This window comes from Streptomyces sp. NPDC002926, assembly GCF_053591755.1.
In genome coordinates this window covers 1-17,305 of record NZ_JBSFUK010000007.1, presented here as the reverse complement: position 1 = coordinate 17,305, position 17,305 = coordinate 1, and the positions used below count along the sequence as shown (strand labels likewise).

The following is a 17,305-nucleotide window of genomic DNA, read 5'->3' as shown; positions in this document are numbered from 1 at the left end:
CACAAGCGTTCCAGCGCGGCAGCGGCACGGCGGCCGCCGGCGGTCAGCCGAAGATCAGGTAGACGACGCCGTAGCTCAACGCGGCAACCGCCGCCGCCGCCGGCATCGTGATGAACCAGCCAAGAATGATGTTCTTGGCGACCCCCCAGCGGACCGCGTTGACCCGCTTTGTCGCACCCACACCCATGATCGCCGAGGTGATCACATGCGTGGTCGAGATCGGTGCCTGGAAGAGGAATGCCGAGCCGAACATGATCGACGCACCGGTCGTCTCGGCCGCGAAGCCCTGCGGGGGGTCCAGCTCGATGATCTTGCGGCCGAGCGTCCGCATGATGCGCCAGCCACCCGCGTACGTACCGAGCGACAGCATCATCGCGCAGGCGATCTTCACCCAGACCGGGATCGCGTCGCCCTGGTCCTCCACATCGGCGATGACCAGCGCCATCACCACGATGCCCATCGTCTTCTGCGCGTCCTGCAGACCGTGGCCGAGGGCCATGCCGGCCGCCGAGACCGTCTGCGCTATCCGGAAACCGCGCTTGGCCTTGTGGGGGTTGGAGTTACGGAACATCCACATGATCGCGACCATCACCAGATAGCCGACGACCAGACCGACGACGGGCGAGATGAGCATCGGGATGACGACCTTCTCGAGCACGCCGCTCCAGATCACCTCGGTCCCGCCGGCCAGCGCCGCGCCCACCATGCCGCCGAACAGCGCGTGGGAGGAGGACGACGGCAGACCGAAGTACCAGGTGACCAGGTTCCAGACGATCGCGCCGAGCAGCGCCGCGAACAGGATGCCCATGCCGCGCGAGCCCTGGGGCGTCTCGATGAGCCCCTCGCTGACAGTCTTGGCCACGCCCTGGCCGAGGAACGCACCGGCGAGGTTCATCACCGCGGCCATCGCCAGCGCCGCGCGCGGCGTCAGCGCCCGCGTGGAGACCGAGGTCGCGATCGCGTTCGCCGAGTCGTGAAAGCCATTGGTGTACGTGAATCCGAGCGCGACACCAATGGTCACGATCAGTGCAAAGGTGTCCACGAGGTTCAGGACTCCTTGACCGCGATGGTCTCCACGGTGTTCGCGACATGCTCGAAGGCATCCGCGGCCTCTTCCAGCACATCCACGATCTGCTTGAGCTTGAGCACCTCGATGGCGTCGTACTTACCGTTGAAGAGCGTCGCAAGGAGCTTGCGGTGGATCTGGTCGGCCTGGTTCTCGAGGCGGTTGACCTCGATCCAGTACTCGGTGAGGTTCTCCATGGTCCGCAGATGCGGCATGGCCTCGGCGGTCAGCTCCGCCGCCCGCGCCAGTACCTCGATCTGCTGCTCGACGCCCTTGGGCAGCTCCTCGACCTGGTAGAGCACGACCAGGTCGACGGCCTCCTCCATGAAGTCCATGATGTCGTCGAGCGACGAGGCGAGCTTGTAGATGTCCTCGCGGTCGAACGGCGTGATGAACGAGGAGTTCAGCTGGTGGAAGATCGCGTGGGTGGCGTCGTCCCCCGCGTGCTCCGCTGCCCGCATGCGCTCCGCGATCTCGGCCCGGGCGGAGGCATCCGCACCGAGCAGTTCCATCAGGAGCTTCGAGCCCGTGACGATGTTGTCCGCGGAGGCGGCGAACATGTCGTAGAAGCTCGTCTCCCTGGGGGTCAGACGAAATCGCACGTGGGGTCCTCGGGATGCTTTGGATTCGGCCAGGCTGATGCTAGGTGCATCATCCGGCCACGGCTAACCGGCGTTGTTCAGTGTCGCCCATCAGGCACAGTGGTCCGCACGGGCCCCCCGCCCCCGATCTCACGCGATTCGTTACCATATACCCACGAGGGGTATGTAGTCCCTTTCTGGACAAGCACAGTCGCACAGCACAGTCGCACAGCGAAGCCGGACAGGACAGTCCGAGAGCACATCCGACAAGGACAGACGGACAACGGGAGGACGCGATGACGACCACCGAGGCGGCCGGCCCCCCGGTCACCGACCACGACCACGGTGTGCACGGCTATCACAAGCAGAAGGACGAGCACCTCAAGCGGCTGCGCCGGATCGAGGGCCAGATCCGTGGCCTGCAGCGGATGGTCGACGAGGACGTCTACTGCATCGACATACTCACCCAGGTCTCCGCGTCCACCAAGGCTCTGCAGTCGTTCGCGCTCCAGCTGCTGGAGGAGCATCTGCGGCACTGCGTCGCCAGTGCAGCCATCGAGAGCTCCGCGCAGGGCGCGGCGAAGGGCGGGGAAGAGATCGACGCGAAGGTCGAGGAGGCGACGAAGGCGATCGCGCGCCTTCTGCGCACCTAGTACGCGCCTTCTGCGCACCTAGTACATGAGCGGGGCGCGGCCACGGCGTCCCGGCCGCGCCCCGGCCGCCCGGTGATCAATCGGCCGGTGGCTCGATTGAGCGGTTGCCCCGGTGTTTCTGGTCACTCCTGCCGCGACGAGCCCGAGAACGCAGGCCGCTCGGCCACCACCTTGAGCACCTCGTCGATACGGTCCGGGCTGAGCCGTTCCTCGTCCGCGGCCGACGCCGCGATGATCAACTCACCACACAGCTCGATCTCCGCGAGGGCCACGTGGTCCTGGACGGTCGCAGTACTGGGCGGAGCCACGTGCATTCACCTCTTCCTGCCGGTGTCGACTTCCTAGCGTAGGGAGTGATGCACGGACCGCGCATGGCACGTCCGGACCATTTAGGCCCTGATCTTCCCGGCGTAAATGTCCCGTTGGTCTGGGAGACGTACGGCAACCGGCGCCCCGAAGTCGTACAGCAGGGTGGTCGAGGTGACGGCGACCGGGCGGCCGTGATTGGTGAAGCTGAACCGGTGGCGCACCTTGCGCAGCCGGCCGTCGTCGTCGAGGTACACGTCGAAAGGCACGATGTCCTTGGCGAACCCTTTCGCCGCGGCGGCCAGCGAGGCCCGCGCATGAGGTTCGGCCACCCGCGCCGCCTGCGCGATGTCGGTGGTACCCCGGTAGTGACGCACCCTCGTCCCGGCCAGCGCTTCCTCTCCGACGTACGTCACGTCCCGCGCGCTGCGCAGCAGTTCGGCGGCGGCGAGCGGATCGGTCGCGCCGCCGGTGACCAGGTTGCCGTCCTCGAGCGTGGTCGTGTCGACCCGGACCCACTTGTCGGCCGGCACTCCGGCGCCCCGGTTCTTCATGTACAGCGCCCCGGGCGTCAGCAACTCGGTGATCGGACGGTGCTCGTCGGCGCCCGCCGGATCCTTGGGCAGTACGATCCTGAGCCGACCGGTCCGCCGCCTGAAGTCGTAGCCGCCCTCGCCCCGGATGGTCACCCGGGTCCCGCCGGTCGCCATCTCCATGGACGTACGGGCCTTGGAGCTGCCTGCCCCTGCCAGTACGTCGGCGGCCTTCCGTACGTCGTCGGCACCGCCGCCGCCCCACCGGTCGTCCGCCGCGGCACCGCCGCCGACGGAACACCCGCTCGTCGCCACCGCCCCCAGTACGACGGCCGCGACGGCGAACGCCCCGCCTCTGCGCCTGTGCTGCTGCACCACCATCGCCTGCCAACCCCCAACACGGGACCGCTGCTTGTACTGGAGCCCACCCGTCCCGCATAACGACCGCCCTGGCCCCTCGTCACGCGGGGGTCCGTCCTCGGCGCTGCCCCAGTACCGTGGAGCGGTGCCTCCGCAAGACTTCACCGGCGAGACCCCGCCGCACCGAGCCACCACGGCCGACCGCGGCTCATTCGCCGTCGCCCGCTGTACCTGTGGGTGGTTCGGGCCTGCCCGGCGTTCCCGCGAAAGGGCACGTTCGGACGCCGAGTTGCACACAGCGACGCCCGCGATGCCCGCGACGGAGCGCTGACGCGGCCCTTGCCCCTGCGGCACAGGGAAAACCACCCGCCCCGGGGGAACCCCGCGCCCGCCGGAACCGTCTCGTTCCCCAGGAGGCCCCATGGACCGGCGCGCACTGCTCACCACCGCTGTAGTCATCACCGCTGCCGCCTGCACAGGCAAGAACGGCAACGGCGCTGCCGCGGCTCCCACCGGCACGCCCGGCGGCAGCCGCTCACCGGGCAGACCCGCGGCCGGCAGCACCATCACCACCTCCGCCGCGGCCGACTGGACCGCGCTCGCGCGCGGCCTCGACGGGAAACTCGTACGCCCCGGCGACGTCGCGTACCGCTCCGCCCGGCAGCTCTACAACACCCGCTTCGACTCGCTGAAGCCCGCCGCCGTCGCCTATGTCGCCGGTGAGGACGACGTCAAGGAGTGCCTGGCCTACGCCAGAGCCCACCGCGTCCCCGTCTCCATCCGCAACGGCGGCCATTCCTATGCCGGCTGGTCATCGGGCAACGGCCGCCTCGTCATCGATGTGTCCTCGCTGAACCGCGTCGGCCAGGACGGCTCCGTCGGGGCCGGCGCCAAGCTCATCGACGTCTACGACGGCCTCGCCCGCCACAACCGCACCATCCCCGCGGGCTCGTGCCCCTCCGTCGGTGTGTCCGGTCTCACTCTCGGCGGCGGTCATGGCGTCACCTCACGCGCCTACGGCCTGACCTGCGACAGCCTCACCGCCGCGACCATCGTCACGGCCGACGGCAAGCAGCTGACCGCGAGCGCCACCGAGAACAAGGACCTCTTCTGGGCGCTGCGCGGTGCCGGCAACGGCAACTTCGGCGTCGTGACCCGGCTCCACTTCCGTACACGTCCCACGCCACCCACCGTCACCGCCTATCTCACCTGGCCCTGGGCGAAAGCCGCGGCCGTCCTCGGCGCCTGGCAGCAGTGGGGACCGGACCAGCCGGACGAGATCTGGTCGTCCGCGCATCTCGCCGCCGGGCCCGGCGGCACGCCGACCCTCTCCATCGCCGCGTTCTCCCTCGGCAGCGAGGGAGACCTCAAGAACGCGCTCGACCGTCTCGCCGACAAGGCCGGCTCGCCCGCCCGCTCTGTCTCGGTGCGCCGCCGCAGCTACCGGGAGGCGATGCTCGGCTACGCGAACTGCACGACGATCACCCAGGCGCAGTGCCATCTGCCGGGCACCACTCCGGGCCGTACGCCTCAGGGCGCGCTGCAGCGCGAGACCTACGCCGCGGCCTCCGACTTCTTCGACCGCAACCTCTCCCCGGCCGGAGTGCGCGCCCTGATCTCCGCGACCGAGGCGTTCACGAGGATCACGCCCGGCCAGGGCGGGGGCGGCGGCTCCATCGCACTCACCGCGCTCGGCGGAGCGGTCAACCGTGTGGACCCGCTGGCGACGTCGTTCGTCCACCGGCGGTCCCGGATGCTCGCGCAGTACATCGGCTCCTGGCGTCCTGGCACCTCGGGCACCGCCCAGCAGGCCTGGCTGAAAAACGCCCACGCGTCGATGCGCCGGTATGCGTCGGGAGCCGCGTACCAGAACTACATAGATCCGACGCTGACCGACTGGCGCCGGGCGTACTACGGGCCTGCCGCGGACCGCCTCACCCGGCTGAAGAAGCAGTACGACCCGGGCAGGGTCTTCAACTTCCCGCAGGCGCTGTAGACGTACGGGGAGGCGGGGCGGCCAGGCCGGGGGCGGGGCGCAGGCCGCTACATACGGACCCGGCCTCGGGCCGCCAGGTGCGGGCCGGGGTCCTCAGCCGCCGGGTACGGGCCGCCAGGTACGGGCGGCCGGGCTACGGGGTCGGCCTCAGGCCGCCAGGTACGGGCCGGTCCGCAGCCCGCCAGGTACGGCCCGCCGGGCGTCAGGCCGCCAGGTCTTTGTCCCCGGCTCCGGACCCCTCGGTCCTCGGCTCCGGAATGCCGACCGCCTCCGGCCGGTCCGCCGACCCCGCCGCCGCCCGCTTCGACCGTACGAGCCACGCCACCCGCCCCGACCCGGCGACCGCCGACATCAGCGGTGTCAGCAGCGCCAGCGCGAGCGGCGCGAGCAGCAGCGTCACCGCCGTCCCGAGCGCGAATCCGCCGACCACATCGGTCGGGTAGTGCACGCCCATGTAGACGCGGCAGAAGCCCTCGGCCAGCGCGAGACCGATCGCGGCGAGCCCGAACTTCCGGTGCGCGAGGAAGAGTCCGGCGCCGAGGGCCATCGCCATCGTCGCGTGGTCGCTCACGAACGAGTAGTCGGTCTTTCCGGCCACCAGGACTTCAATGCCCTGGTGGTCCAGGAACGGCCGCGGCCGTTCGACGAACCCGCGGATGGGGATGTTGACCAGCAGCGCGAGTCCGGCGGCGAGCGGCGCCCAGACCAGCCCGGCGACCGCGGAGACCGAGTCCTCGGTGGTGCCGCGCCGGCGCACGCTCCACCAGCACCAGAGCACCACGAGCACCATCGCGAGCATGATTCCGTACTCGCCGATGAATTCCATGGTGCGATCGAGCCACGAGGGGGCGTCCTTGGCCAGGCCGTTGATGTCGTAGAGCAGGCTGAGATCGGGATCGGACCCGCCCCTTGACTCCGTCAGGGGGAACCCCAATGCGAGTCCAGCCATCTGCTGCGGCCCCTTGCCTTGTCGCCTGCCGCGACGCACCTCCAAGTGCGTCGCCTGTGCCAACCCCCGTGGTCAGTGCGGTGTCTGCTGCATGGTCAGTGCGGCTGTCCCAGTCCAGGGAACGCCCCGTTCCCTGTATACGTTCCACTCTCCACCGAACGATCACCATGACGTTATCGAAGAGTGACACATCGTTGCAGCTCAGAGACGTGGCTCAGCAGAGAGTTCCAGCCACTCCGGACAGCTCGTCAGGCTTCCGGCAACGGCGTCGGCAGCGCCTTCGCACCGTCCTTGGTGACCCTGGTCGCACCGAAGTAGTCCGGAGTGTCGATCTTGTCGAAGCGGATCACGGCGCCGGTGTACGGAGCGTCGATCATGTACCCGCCGCCGACATAGAGCCCGACATGCCTGATCGCCCGCGAGTTGGTGAGATCGTCGGAGAAGAAGACCAGATCGCCGGGGAGCAGCTCGTCCCGTGACGGATGCTCGCCGGCGTTGTACTGGTCGTTCGCGACGCGCGGCAGCTCGATCCCGACAGTCCGGTACGCGGCCTGGGTCAGCCCGGAACAGTCGAAGCGGCCGCCCTGTTCGGGCGTGCCGTTGCCACCCCACAGATATTTCGTACCGAGCTTCTGCTGTGCGAAGTAGATCGCCCCGGCCGCCTGCCGCGACGGCTCGACCCGTCCGACGGGCCTGGCGAAGCTCTTCTCCAGGGTGCGGATGACCTTCACATAGTTCTGTGTCTCGCGGTACGGCGGTACGCCTTGGTACTTGATGACGGCGTAGGCGCCGGCGTTGTACGCGGCGAGCATGTTGTCGGTCGCGTTGCCGGGCGCTTTCTTTACATATCCGGCCAGTTCACAGTCGTACGAGGCGGCGGACGGAATCGCGTCGGCCGGATCCCAGACGTCCCGGTCGCCGTCCTTGTCGCCGTCGACACTGTGCGCGGCCCAGGTGCCGGGGATGAACTGCGCGATGCCCTGGGCCGCGGCGGGGCTCTGCGCCCTGGGGTTCCAGCCGCTCTCCTGATAGAGCTGGGCGGCGAGCAGAGCGGGGTTGATGGCCGGGCAGAGGTTGCCCCACTTCTGCACGAGCGGCTGATAGAGCGCGGGCACGGCACCCTTGGCCAGCCCGACGGCACGACCGCCGCCGTTCACACCGCCCATGAGCCCGGCAGCGGCGGAGTAGGTCCCGACGACGAGCAGCGCGACGAAGCTCAGGCACAGCCCGATCCCGACTCCACCGGCCATCCAGACTTTTCGCACGCCCTCAACCCTCCCCCATCCAAGCCGCGTTCCTGCCCGTCTCCACCCGCGCGCCTAGGGTTTGCGTCCCACGCCGCCGAACATGGCGACCTCATCCGCAGTCACCTCGGGCCGCCATTGGGAACACGAAACCACGCCGGGCTCCAGCATTTCGAGGCCGTCGAAGTACCGGGTGAGCTGCTGCGGGGTGCGCTGGGTGAGCCGGGGCGTGCCGTGCTCGTTCCAGAACGCGACGGCCGCATCCACATCCGGCATCGCCGGACTGGTGATGGTGTGGGACAGGACAAGATGACTTCCGGCGGGCAGCGCGTCCATGAGGTGGTGGACGATGCCGTACGACTCCTCGTCGTCCTCGATGAAGATCACGACGCCGAGCAGCATCAGCGCGACCGGCCGGCTGAGGTCCAGCGTCCGGCCGGCGCGCTCCAGAATCGTGTCGACGTCGCGCAGATCCGCGTCGAGATAGTCGGTGCGGCCCTCGGGCGTACTGGTGAGCAGGGCGCGGGCGTGCGCGAGGACGAGGGGATCGTTGTCCACGTACACGATGCGGGCCCCGGGCTCGGCGCGCTGGGCCACCTCGTGGGTGTTGTCCGCGCTGGGCAGCCCGGTCCCGATGTCGAGGAACTGCCGGATACCCACCTCGGCGGCGAGATGGTGCACGGCCCGCCCCAGGAACAGCCGGTCGGCGAGGGCGTAGTCGCCGATCCCGGGATGGAGCGCACGGATCTGGTCACCGGCTTCGCGGTCAACGGTGTAGTTGTCCTTGCCACCGGTCCAGTAGTTCCAGATCCGGGCGGTGTGGGGGCGCGTGGTGTCGATCCTTGCGAGTAAGTGCGCGTTATCGGTCACACGGTCCAAGATAGCCAACTCGGCGCGGCAGGAGCGATGTTGAGGCGAAGGGCATTCAGCCCGGCGGTCCTGCCGCGGCTCCCCCGCATCGGGTCTCCCGCCACGGCTCCGGCCGGACCGGTGAGCGCTCCCCACGTCGACCCGGACTGCAAGACCGGCGACAGAGCAGGAGGGAGGGCCGCTGTCCTCTTACGGGGCATGGGGGCCTCGTCGTATCGACAACCGCGGACGATGGACGTCCGCAGCGCCCAAACGTGTAACAACGACAGTAATTGCCCGGAGTCACCCTCCGTGATACACAGAGTTACCATACGTACTCCTCGCGCCTTCTCCGGTCGATGCCACCGCAGGTCAGGGAGGCTGGATCGGTCAAACGTGCGGAGATCGGGTAAAGAGACCCTCCAAGTCGGCTTACGGGGGCGGTTTCATCAGCGAAGATAGAACGACGGCCCATGCCGAGCGGCAAGGGCACTGAACAACCCAACAGGGGCGGTGAGTTACATGATCCTGGCAGCCGAAAAGGGCGACATCACCACCATCATCGGCGGAATCGCCCCGAACTGGGGGCCTTTCGGGAGTCTGGGGAACGAGGCCAGAGTGATGATCGAGGTTGTGATGGCCGTGGCCATCCTCCTGTGCCTCGGCATCGCGATCTGGGGCGCGGCCAAACAGCGCATCGGAGCGACGGCACTCCGCGACACTTTCAGCGCCGAACAGGGAAAGGGCCTGATCGTCGCCGGTCTGACCGGCGTCTTCATCATCGGGTCGCTGGGGACCTTGTTCACCATCGTGTACGGGATGGCTGTCTGATCCCCCGCCGGTCCTCTCCGGGCGTGCCCCGGCCCACCCTTTGAGGTTGCGTCTCCCTGATGTCGAGTCACCACACCACGCCCGCAAGGGAAGCAGCACGACTACCGTCGTACTACGCGTCGGAATGCGCGTCGTACTACGCGGAACTGCGAACGGTTGAGGGGGACTACCCGAGATGAGCCTCGGTGACGAGCACGGCTACGGCGGCGAGTCGGGCGGCCGTACGGCGGAGGGGTTCGGCGGCTCGGGCCAGACCCGTACGCGCCTGCCGGGCGGCGGCGAAACCGATGTCTACGGCGGCGCGCGCAGACCCGTACGGAGCTCACGCTCCCTCATCACGGTGATGGGCGTGGTGGTGCTGCTGATCGCGGCTATCGCGTTCGCGAACCAGGGCGGCGGCGCGGGCGAGGCCGACCCGTCGGAGGGCGGGGGCAAGGGGGCGGCGGCGCAGCCGACGGCGGCGACAGGGGTGAAGCCGGTGGAGGAGAAGGCCGGGGGGATTCCTTCGGGGTACGCGAAGGACGAGCAGGGGGCGCAGAGCGCGGCGGCGAACTATGCGGTGGCGCTGGGTTCTGACGGCATGTTCAACCAGACGCGCCGTCACGACATCGTAAAGTCCGTCGCCGACGCCAGCACGCTGAACAAGCTCCAGTCGGGGTTCGACGCCGACTATTCCACTGCATTCCTCGCGCAGATCGGCCTGAGTGCCGATGGCGCCGCCCCAGCGGGGTCGACGTTCGTCAATCGCACACTGCCCGCGGGCACCAAGGTCCTGAACTTCGCGGGCGAGACGGCTGCTGTCGACGTCTGGTGCATGGGCCTGTTCGGGCTGACGGGCGAGAAGTCCACCAAGCCGGTGACGAGCGGCTGGTTCACGGTGAACGTCAAGCTGAAGTGGAACGGGTCCGACTGGAGGATCCTGGAGACCAGCCAGAAGACTGGACCCACACCGGTCACCGGTGACAATCCCGTGTCCGGGTCCGACGAAATCGCCGGCGCGGTCAAGGAATTCGGAGGGTTCACGTATGCCCGTTAACCCTCACCCTCGGACGCGCTCCATCCTGACCATCGTGACGGCCGTCCACACGGCGGCGTTCCTGTTCGCGGCCCGAGCCACCGCTGCCCCTACGCCGACGCCCACGCCGAGCAAGAGCGACAACCCGTGCGGGCTCATCGCGGGCCCCGCACGGGACTACTGCGACAACGGCGCCCCCGGCGGCGCCCCCCGCTCCACCCCTCCCGATCCCGCCGACGCCCTCGACCCCCTCTCCTCCCTCGCCCGCGGCTGCGCCGACGCCGCCGTGTGGACCGTCGACACCCTCTCCAAAGCCGTGAAGTCCACCGCCACCGTCGACTTCACCAACACCGCATTCCTCTCCCAGTACGCCGTCGTCTTCGCCGCCGCCACCATCCTCACGCTCGTCCTCTGGCTCCTCGCCGTCGCCAAGCGCGCCATCCGCGGCGTCCCCCTCACCACCGCCATTTCCGAGGCCGTCGGCTTCCTCTGGCTGACCGTCCTCGCGTCCGCCTTCACCCCGCTGATCCTCTACACCCTCGTCTCCGCGACCGACGGTGTCACCGAGGTCATCGCCGGCGGCACCAGCGGCCAGACCGACCAGTTCTTCGGGAACTTCGCCGGCGCTCTGAAGAAGGGCACCGACATCGGCGGCGGGCCGATCATGCTGATCGTCGTCTCGCTGGTCACCGTTCTCGCCGCGGGTGTGCTCTATCTCGAGCTGTTCATCCGCGCCGTCCTGCTCTACATCGGTGCCCTTCTCGGCGTCGTCGTCTACGCCGGACTCGTCGACAAGAACATGTGGGGGCACGTCCGCCGCTGGGCCGGCATCATGATCGCGATCATCCTGGTCAAGCCCGTGATCGCCATCGTTCTCGGACTCGCGGGCGCCCTCGCCGCCGACAAGGGGCCCGAGTCCTTCTCCGCCGTCGTCTCCGGCCTCGCGATCATCCTGCTCGCCATCTTCGCCTCCGCGATGATCTACCGCTTCGTCCCCGGTTTCGGCGACGAGATCGTCGCCTCCCGCAACAACCGCCTACAGAACGGCGCCGAGAACACGGCGGCCGCCGTCATCAGCTCCCCCGCCGCCCTCGTCTCGCAGGGCATCAAGACCCACAGCAGCCGCGGCAACCAGGGCGGCGGCGACAGCAACAACGGCAGCGCCCCGCGCCCCGCCAACCCCATCAGCGGAGGCGTCGCCGCGCACAGCAGCCGCAACCCCGGCGGAAGCGCCGGAGGAGGCGGATCCGCCCCCGCCGCGCCCCCGCCCCGTAGCAGTCCCGGCACCAGCAACCCGCACAGCAACCGCAAGAGCACAGGAGGTGGAGGGCGTTGACCACCCAGTCCCAAACGATCACGCCCCGCCGTACGTATCTCATCGGCCGTGCCCGGCCGAACGCGATCGTCGGCAAGAACCGCGAGACCGGCGAGATCGCGCTGATCATCGCCGGCGCGTTCCTCGGCATGATGAGCGGGCTGCTGGTCCCCGTCCTGTCCCTGCGGATCGTGCTGCTGATGGGCTTCCCGCTCCTCGCTCTCGCCGCCGTGTACGTCCCGTTCAAGCACCGCACCTTCTACAAGTGGTTCGAGATCAACCGCAGTTACAAGCGCACCCTGCGCGGCGGCACCCTCTACCGCTCCTCCGCCGCCGAGGCCGGTACCCACCTCGACGGCCGTGAGATCGAGGTCGGCCCGCCCCCGGGCATCGGCAGGATCAACTGGCTCGCCGCACCCTTCGGTCCGGACGAGATCGCCGTACTGCTGCACGCCGACCGCCGTACCGTCACCGCCGCCATCGAGATCGAGGGCCCCGGCGTCGGACTGCGCGACAGCGAGGACCAGGAAGCTCTCGTCGACCGCTTCGGCACGCTGCTGAAGCATGTGGCCAACGGCGACGGCTTTGTGACGCGCCTTCAGATGCTCGCCCGTACGCTCCCCGCCGACCCCGACGCGCACGCCAAGGACGTTGCCCAGCGCGGCGACCAGCAGACGCCGATGTGGCTGCGGGACTCGTACGACCAGCTCCAGTCGATGGTCTCCACCTCCAGCGAGCAGCACCGCGCGTACCTCGTCGCGTGCATGCACTACACCCGTGAACTGGCCGCCGAGGCCCACGCGATGGCCCGTGCCGCCCGCCCGCAGTCCGGCCGCAAGCTCGACAAGGACGCGGGCCTCGCCGTCGTCATGGCCCGCGAGCTCACCGACATCTGTGCCCGTCTCGCCGAGGCGGACATCCGGGTCCGCCAGCCGCTCGGCCAGGGCCGTCTTGCCTCTCTCGTCCACTCGATGTACGACCCCGACCACCCCATCGACCACATCCAGGCGATGACGAAACGGAACGCCTGGCCGGCCGAGCTGGACGCCATGCAGCCGACGTATCTGCAGGCGAAGACCCGTGAGTCGTCCACCCGCGCGCCCTGGTGTCACTCCACCGCCTGGGTGAAGGAGTGGCCGATGACACCGGTCGGCGTCAACTTCCTGGCGCCGCTGCTCGTCCACACGCCCGATGTGATCCGTACGGTCGCGGTCTGCATGGACCTGGAGCCCACCGAGGTCGCCATCGAGCGGATGCTCACCGAGAAGACGAACGACGAGGCGGACGCGAGCCGCGCCGCCAAGATGAACCGGACCGTCGACCCCCGGGACATCGCCGCCCACGGACGGCTCGACCAGCGGGGTGAAGATCTGGCCAGCGGTGCGGCCGGGGTCAACCTCGTCGGGTACATCACTGTGTCATCGCGTTCGCCCGAGGCCCTGGCCCGGGACAAGCGCACGATCAGGGCCTCGGCCGGCAAGTCGTACCTGAAGCTGGAGTGGTGCGACCGCGAGCACCACCGGGCCTTTGTGAACACCTTGCCGTTCGCGACCGGCATCCGACGCTGAACGAGAGGGCAGTCCGCCATGCGAGATCCGCTGTCCGTCTTCACGGATGCCTTCACCTCCTTCCTCTTCGGGAAGGTGGAGACGACCCGTCTGCCCGTCCGTACATCGACGGGGCAGGCGCAGGCCGTCTACCTCCCCACCGCCGCGCCCGGCCTCGGTGACTCCGGCGTGATCATCGGCCGCGAGGTGTACAGCGGCAAGGGTTATATCTACGACCCCTTCCAGCTGTACGGCCAGCAGCTGCCGGCCCCCCACTGGCTGGTGCTCGGCGAGTCCGGCAACGGCAAGTCCGCGCTCGAGAAGACCTACGTACTTCGGCAGTTGCGCTTCCGCGACCGCCAGGTGGTGGTGCTGGACGCGCAGGGCGAGGACGGAGTGGGCGAGTGGAACCTCGTCGCCCAGGAGCTGGGGATAACCCCCATCCGGCTGGACCCGATGACGGCACTGGACGGCGGTATCCGGCTCAATCCGCTCGACCCCGCGATCACGACGACGGGACAGCTCGCGCTGCTCCGTACGATCATCGAGGTCGCCATGGGGCACGGACTCGACGAGCGCTCGGGCTTCGCGCTGAAGGTGGCGCACGCATACGTCAACGAGACGATCCTCGACCGGCAGCCGGTGCTGACCGACATCGTGGACCAGCTGCGGCACCCGGAGGCGGAGTCCGCCGAGTCCATGAATGTCGACATAGACGACGTACGCGCGTGGGGCCTGGATGTCGCGCTCGTCCTGGACCGACTGGTCGACGGTGACCTGCGCGGCATGTTCGACGGACCCACGACGGTGGGGATCGATCTGGACGCGCCGCTGATCGTCTTCGACCTCTCGCACATCGACCGGAACTCGATCGCCATGCCGATCCTGATGGCGATCGTGGGGGTGTGGCTGGAGCACACCTGGATCCGCCCGGACCGCAAGAAGCGCATCTTCCTGGTGGAGGAGGCGTGGCACATCATCAACTCGCCCTTTGTGGCACAGCTCTTCCAGCGCCTGCTGAAATTCGGCCGCCGACTGGGCCTGTCCTTCGTGGCCGTCGTCCACCATCTCTCGGACGTGGTCGACGGGGCGGCGGCACGGGAGGCGGCGGCGATCCTGAAGATGGCGTCGACGAGAACGATCTACGCACAGAAGGCGGACGAGGCACGGGCGACGGGCCGTGTGCTCGGCCTGCCGCGGTGGGCGGTGGAAATCATTCCGACGCTCACTCCCGGCATCGCGGTCTGGGACGTCAACGGCAACGTCCAGGTGGTCAAACACCTGGTGACGGAGGCGGAGAGACCACTGGTCTTCACGGACCGGGCGATGACGGAATCCTCGGGGCCTGCGCTGCCCGAGGACGTGGCCGCCGCGGAGTGGGAGGCGGAGCAGCGCGCGGCCCTGGTCGAGCGGCGGCAGCTGGACGAGTCCTCCGAGTCAACGGTGGCATGACATGCGCGACCGCCGTGACTACCAGCACGCCGAGGACCGGGACGAGCGCGGCATCCCCGACGGCCTGCTGGTGGGCCTGCTCGGTTTCCTGCTCGGGCTGACCCTGCTGGTCTGGACGGCCACGGGGCTGGCGGCCCTGATGACGCACGGCTCGTGGCCGGCGGACGTCACCTTCGCCCGCACGCCGCTGGCCATGCGGGCGCTGGCGTCCAAGCCGCACGACCTCCCGGCCGCATGGCCGGACACTCCGCCGGCGGAGCTGTCGGGGTACGGGCTGTTCTGGGGCCTGGCCATAGGTGAGTTGATGGTGCTGGTGGTACTGACGGTGTTCGTCCTCGGCACGCTCGCCCGCTGGCGCGCGGTCCGCGCGGGCCGCGTCTCCGGCTCGCCCTCACATCGGTCCGCCCGCGTCGCGAAGGCGGAGGGCTGGGACCCGGCGGGCTCCTCGGCCGCGGACACGTACACGGGAGGCCCGGACCCGGCGAAGCCGACCGACAGCCGCCGCGGGCAGCCGCGGGCTGCCGACCAGGGAGGGAACGGCTGGGACCCCCGGGCCGGCTCCGGCCCCGTCACCCCCTCGCCGGGAGCGTCCACGGGCCCGTACGCCCCAGCCGCGAGCCAAGACGCCCACGCCTACCCGGGAACCGGGCACCAGCCCGGCACCCCACCGGCCGCCGCACCCGGCGACAGCGCAGTCGCGAGCCCCCACCCGGCCCATGCCACGACGGGTGACGGCGCAGCCGCGAGCCCGCACGCCGAGCCCGCGGGTCCCAACCCCTTCACGGCGCACGGCGCGGCCGGGCGGGAGACGCACATCGTCCCTGTCCCCCGCACCCCCCGGATCCTCTACGGCAATCCCGCCACCCGTCGCCCGGTCACCGTTCAGGCCGTCCTCGACGCCGAAGGGCCGGCGCTCGTCGTCACTTCCGATCCCACGGTGTGGGCCGGGACCAAGGACGCGCGGGCCAAGCTCGGCCCCGTTCTCGTCTACGATCCCGGGCATCTCTGCGACACCCCCGCCCGCCTCCACTGGTCGCCCACCGCACAGTGCGAGAACGCCGACACCGCCGCCGCACGCGCCGCCGCCCTGCTCGCGCCCATAAGACCCCGTGCTCTCCTCGACGCGGCCATGGCCGACACCGCGGAGACGCTCGTACGCTGCTGGCTGCATGCCGCCGCTGTGGACGGACGCCCGTTCAAGCAGCTCCACCGCTGGGCACAGGGCGGCAACGCCCATGACGCGGTACGCATCCTCCGTACGCACCCCAAGGCCACCGCCGGACTCGCCGGGCTGCTCGAGTCCGCGCTCACCGGGCATCCCGAACGCCGGGAGATCGCCCAGCAGTTGGTGGTACGCGCGCTCTCCGCGCTCTCCTCGATCCACATTCGTGAGGCTTGCACCCCAAACCGAACGGATTCCCTCACCTTGGAATCATTCATAAACGAAGGGGGAACCCTTTATGTGGTGGGTGAACAGATCGAGGACCCCAGAACCCACCCCGGCGCGATGCCTCTGCTCACCGCACTCGCCGCAGACGTGGTCGAGCACGGCCGCCGCATGGCCGCACGGTCATCCGACGGTCGGCTCGACCCACCAATGACGCTCGTCCTGGACGACGTCGCGGCCGTGGCTCCCCTTCCCAGCCTTCCGGAGCTGCTGGCAACCGGTCAGGACCAGGGCCTGCCGACCCTGGTCCTGCTCCGTTCCGTCGAACAGGCGCGCGCCCGCTGGCGCGAGCCGCTCCCCCAATAGCCCAGCACCGGCCACGGAGTGAACTGCTGACTGCGTGAGCTAACGCTTGACCTCGAGCTCCACCTCGCGGGCCGTGGAATCCCCGGGCGCGGGTACGGAGTCCCCGCTCGGCACAAACCCGACGCGCCGGTAGAACGCCGCGGCCCGTGCGTTGCGCTCGTGCACATACAGCCGCACCCGCTCCACAGGCGGCCCCTCCAGCGACCAGGACCACTCCAGCGCCGCCTCGAACAGCGCGTCCCCAAGACCAGCGCCTCGCACCTCGGGCCGTACGAACACCCCGACCACGTGCGTCTGGTCGGTCTTTGCCGCCTCCCCGAACCGCACCTCTCCGGCCGGCCGCTCGACGAGGACCGTGAGCGTGCCGACCCACCGCCCGTCCGCGTGCTCCGCGATGAACTGGCGGGCGACGATCCCCTCCGCCGCTGTGGAGGCCCGGTCCTGCCAGAAGCCGTCCGGCCGCTCCACCGCCTGCTCGTACGTCTCCAGGAAGGCGAGAGGTGCGGCCGGGTCCTGCAGAGCGGCGAGCCGGAGCTCCCTGGCCTTCGCCCACTCCTCGGCGCGCACCGCGCGGATGACAAAGTCGTTCTGATCCATCTGCCGATACTGACCGGGCCTGTGCTCCTGAGCAACGGGGTTTCACCGTCGTACTCCGGTACTGCGCACCGCCTGGCCCCGCCGCCCGCTCCGTAGCGTTGCCTAATGGGTTCTGAACGCAGAAAAGCCCCGCACCATGACGGTACGGGGCTTTCCCACAATAATTGTTCGGCGGTGTCCTACTCTCCCACAGGGTCCCCCCTGCAGTACCATCGGCGCTGAAAGGCTTAGCTTCCGGGTTCGGAATGTAACCGGGCG

At 69.3% G+C, this 17,305-nt stretch carries 16 protein-coding genes and 1 rRNA gene; 8 read left to right on the top strand and 9 right to left on the bottom strand.

Annotation, left to right across the window (positions count from 1 at the left end; genetic code table 11):
- Nucleotides 1-43 precede the first annotated feature (43 nt).
- Nucleotides 44-1,042 (bottom strand): inorganic phosphate transporter, encoded by a 999-nt coding sequence (locus ACWDZ6_RS14870; RefSeq protein WP_366734157.1) that lies wholly within the window; start codon nucleotides 1,040-1,042, stop codon nucleotides 44-46.
- A 5-nt stretch (nucleotides 1,043-1,047) separates the two neighbouring features.
- On the bottom strand, nucleotides 1,048-1,668 hold the full coding sequence (locus ACWDZ6_RS14865) for a DUF47 domain-containing protein (RefSeq protein ID WP_326650890.1): 621 nt from the start codon (nucleotides 1,666-1,668) through the stop codon (nucleotides 1,048-1,050).
- Between the two features lie 275 nt (nucleotides 1,669-1,943).
- On the opposite strand from ACWDZ6_RS14865, the gene ACWDZ6_RS14860 reads away from it, so the two are divergent.
- A complete protein-coding gene (locus ACWDZ6_RS14860; protein WP_389181717.1) occupies nucleotides 1,944-2,300 on the top strand; it encodes a metal-sensitive transcriptional regulator in 357 nt (118 codons plus the stop codon).
- 122 nt (nucleotides 2,301-2,422) lie between these two features.
- On the opposite strand, the gene ACWDZ6_RS14855 is transcribed toward ACWDZ6_RS14860, so the two are convergent.
- Both ACWDZ6_RS14855 and ACWDZ6_RS14850 read right to left on the bottom strand, forming a co-directional pair.
- On the bottom strand, nucleotides 2,423-2,614 hold the full coding sequence (locus ACWDZ6_RS14855) for a hypothetical protein (protein ID WP_451503157.1): 192 nt from the start codon (nucleotides 2,612-2,614) through the stop codon (nucleotides 2,423-2,425).
- 75 nt (nucleotides 2,615-2,689) lie between these two features.
- Nucleotides 2,690-3,520 carry a hypothetical protein gene (locus ACWDZ6_RS14850; protein ID WP_451503156.1) on the bottom strand — a complete coding sequence of 277 codons (831 nt, stop codon included), beginning with the start codon at nucleotides 3,518-3,520 and terminating at the stop codon, nucleotides 2,690-2,692.
- A 400-nt stretch (nucleotides 3,521-3,920) separates the two neighbouring features.
- Between ACWDZ6_RS14850 and ACWDZ6_RS14845 the strand changes: the two genes are divergently transcribed.
- Nucleotides 3,921-5,495, top strand: a complete 1,575-nt coding sequence (locus tag ACWDZ6_RS14845) for an FAD-binding oxidoreductase (RefSeq protein ID WP_451503155.1) — start codon at nucleotides 3,921-3,923, stop codon at nucleotides 5,493-5,495.
- 202 nt (nucleotides 5,496-5,697) lie between these two features.
- On the opposite strand, the gene ACWDZ6_RS14840 is transcribed toward ACWDZ6_RS14845, so the two are convergent.
- From ACWDZ6_RS14840 to ACWDZ6_RS14830, 3 genes are all read right to left on the bottom strand, one after another.
- Nucleotides 5,698-6,444, bottom strand: coding sequence for a phosphatase PAP2 family protein (locus ACWDZ6_RS14840; protein WP_451503154.1), 747 nt, complete (start codon nucleotides 6,442-6,444; stop codon nucleotides 5,698-5,700).
- Between the two features lie 248 nt (nucleotides 6,445-6,692).
- Nucleotides 6,693-7,694 (bottom strand): C40 family peptidase, encoded by a 1,002-nt coding sequence (locus tag ACWDZ6_RS14835; RefSeq protein ID WP_389181769.1) that lies wholly within the window; start codon nucleotides 7,692-7,694, stop codon nucleotides 6,693-6,695.
- Nucleotides 7,695-7,763: 69 nt separating this feature from the next.
- On the bottom strand, nucleotides 7,764-8,567 hold the full coding sequence (locus ACWDZ6_RS14830; protein WP_451503153.1) for an SAM-dependent methyltransferase: 804 nt from the start codon (nucleotides 8,565-8,567) through the stop codon (nucleotides 7,764-7,766).
- Nucleotides 8,568-9,059: 492 nt separating this feature from the next.
- On the opposite strand from ACWDZ6_RS14830, the gene ACWDZ6_RS14825 reads away from it, so the two are divergent.
- The 6 genes from ACWDZ6_RS14825 (at nucleotide 9,060) to ACWDZ6_RS14800 (ending at nucleotide 16,450) form a co-directional block, all read left to right on the top strand.
- Nucleotides 9,060-9,368: a hypothetical protein gene (locus ACWDZ6_RS14825; protein WP_142217964.1), complete on the top strand. Its 309-nt coding sequence runs from the start codon at nucleotides 9,060-9,062 to the stop codon at nucleotides 9,366-9,368.
- Between the two features lie 175 nt (nucleotides 9,369-9,543).
- On the top strand, nucleotides 9,544-10,404 hold the full coding sequence (locus ACWDZ6_RS14820) for a hypothetical protein (RefSeq protein WP_451503152.1): 861 nt from the start codon (nucleotides 9,544-9,546) through the stop codon (nucleotides 10,402-10,404).
- Nucleotides 10,394-11,719, top strand: coding sequence for a hypothetical protein (locus ACWDZ6_RS14815; RefSeq protein WP_451503151.1), 1,326 nt, complete (start codon nucleotides 10,394-10,396; stop codon nucleotides 11,717-11,719). Before ACWDZ6_RS14820 ends, ACWDZ6_RS14815 begins: the two co-directional genes overlap by 11 nt.
- Nucleotides 11,716-13,266 (top strand): SCO6880 family protein, encoded by a 1,551-nt coding sequence (locus ACWDZ6_RS14810; protein ID WP_451503150.1) that lies wholly within the window; start codon nucleotides 11,716-11,718, stop codon nucleotides 13,264-13,266. Before ACWDZ6_RS14815 ends, ACWDZ6_RS14810 begins: the two co-directional genes overlap by 4 nt.
- 18 nt (nucleotides 13,267-13,284) lie before the next feature.
- Nucleotides 13,285-14,697, top strand: a complete 1,413-nt coding sequence (locus tag ACWDZ6_RS14805) for an ATP-binding protein (protein ID WP_366734148.1) — start codon at nucleotides 13,285-13,287, stop codon at nucleotides 14,695-14,697.
- 1 nt (nucleotide 14,698) lies between these two features.
- Nucleotides 14,699-16,450 carry a type VI secretion protein gene (locus tag ACWDZ6_RS14800; protein ID WP_451503149.1) on the top strand — a complete coding sequence of 584 codons (1,752 nt, stop codon included), beginning with the start codon at nucleotides 14,699-14,701 and terminating at the stop codon, nucleotides 16,448-16,450.
- A 39-nt stretch (nucleotides 16,451-16,489) separates the two neighbouring features.
- Here the strand turns inward: ACWDZ6_RS14800 and ACWDZ6_RS14795 are convergent, their stop codons facing one another.
- Both ACWDZ6_RS14795 and rrf read right to left on the bottom strand, forming a co-directional pair.
- Nucleotides 16,490-17,047, bottom strand: coding sequence for a GNAT family N-acetyltransferase (locus ACWDZ6_RS14795; RefSeq protein WP_451503148.1), 558 nt, complete (start codon nucleotides 17,045-17,047; stop codon nucleotides 16,490-16,492).
- A gap of 166 nt (nucleotides 17,048-17,213) precedes the next feature.
- Nucleotides 17,214-17,305, bottom strand: a 5S ribosomal RNA gene (gene rrf / locus ACWDZ6_RS14790); the annotation flags it as partial.

Coding starts and splice junctions, on each gene's coding strand:
- ACWDZ6_RS14860 (WP_389181717.1), top strand. CDS start 1,944: ATGACGACCACCGAGGCGGCCGGCCCCCCGGTCACCGACCACGACCAC.
- ACWDZ6_RS14855 (WP_451503157.1), bottom strand. CDS start 2,614: ATGCACGTGGCTCCGCCCAGTACTGCGACCGTCCAGGACCACGTGGCC.
- ACWDZ6_RS14850 (WP_451503156.1), bottom strand. CDS start 3,520: ATGGTGGTGCAGCAGCACAGGCGCAGAGGCGGGGCGTTCGCCGTCGCG.
- ACWDZ6_RS14845 (WP_451503155.1), top strand. CDS start 3,921: ATGGACCGGCGCGCACTGCTCACCACCGCTGTAGTCATCACCGCTGCC.
- ACWDZ6_RS14840 (WP_451503154.1), bottom strand. CDS start 6,444: ATGGCTGGACTCGCATTGGGGTTCCCCCTGACGGAGTCAAGGGGCGGG.
- ACWDZ6_RS14835 (WP_389181769.1), bottom strand. CDS start 7,694: ATGGCCGGTGGAGTCGGGATCGGGCTGTGCCTGAGCTTCGTCGCGCTG.
- ACWDZ6_RS14825 (WP_142217964.1), top strand. CDS start 9,060: ATGATCCTGGCAGCCGAAAAGGGCGACATCACCACCATCATCGGCGGA.
- ACWDZ6_RS14820 (WP_451503152.1), top strand. CDS start 9,544: ATGAGCCTCGGTGACGAGCACGGCTACGGCGGCGAGTCGGGCGGCCGT.
- ACWDZ6_RS14815 (WP_451503151.1), top strand. CDS start 10,394: ATGCCCGTTAACCCTCACCCTCGGACGCGCTCCATCCTGACCATCGTG.
- ACWDZ6_RS14805 (WP_366734148.1), top strand. CDS start 13,285: ATGCGAGATCCGCTGTCCGTCTTCACGGATGCCTTCACCTCCTTCCTC.
- ACWDZ6_RS14800 (WP_451503149.1), top strand. CDS start 14,699: ATGCGCGACCGCCGTGACTACCAGCACGCCGAGGACCGGGACGAGCGC.
- ACWDZ6_RS14795 (WP_451503148.1), bottom strand. CDS start 17,047: ATGGATCAGAACGACTTTGTCATCCGCGCGGTGCGCGCCGAGGAGTGG.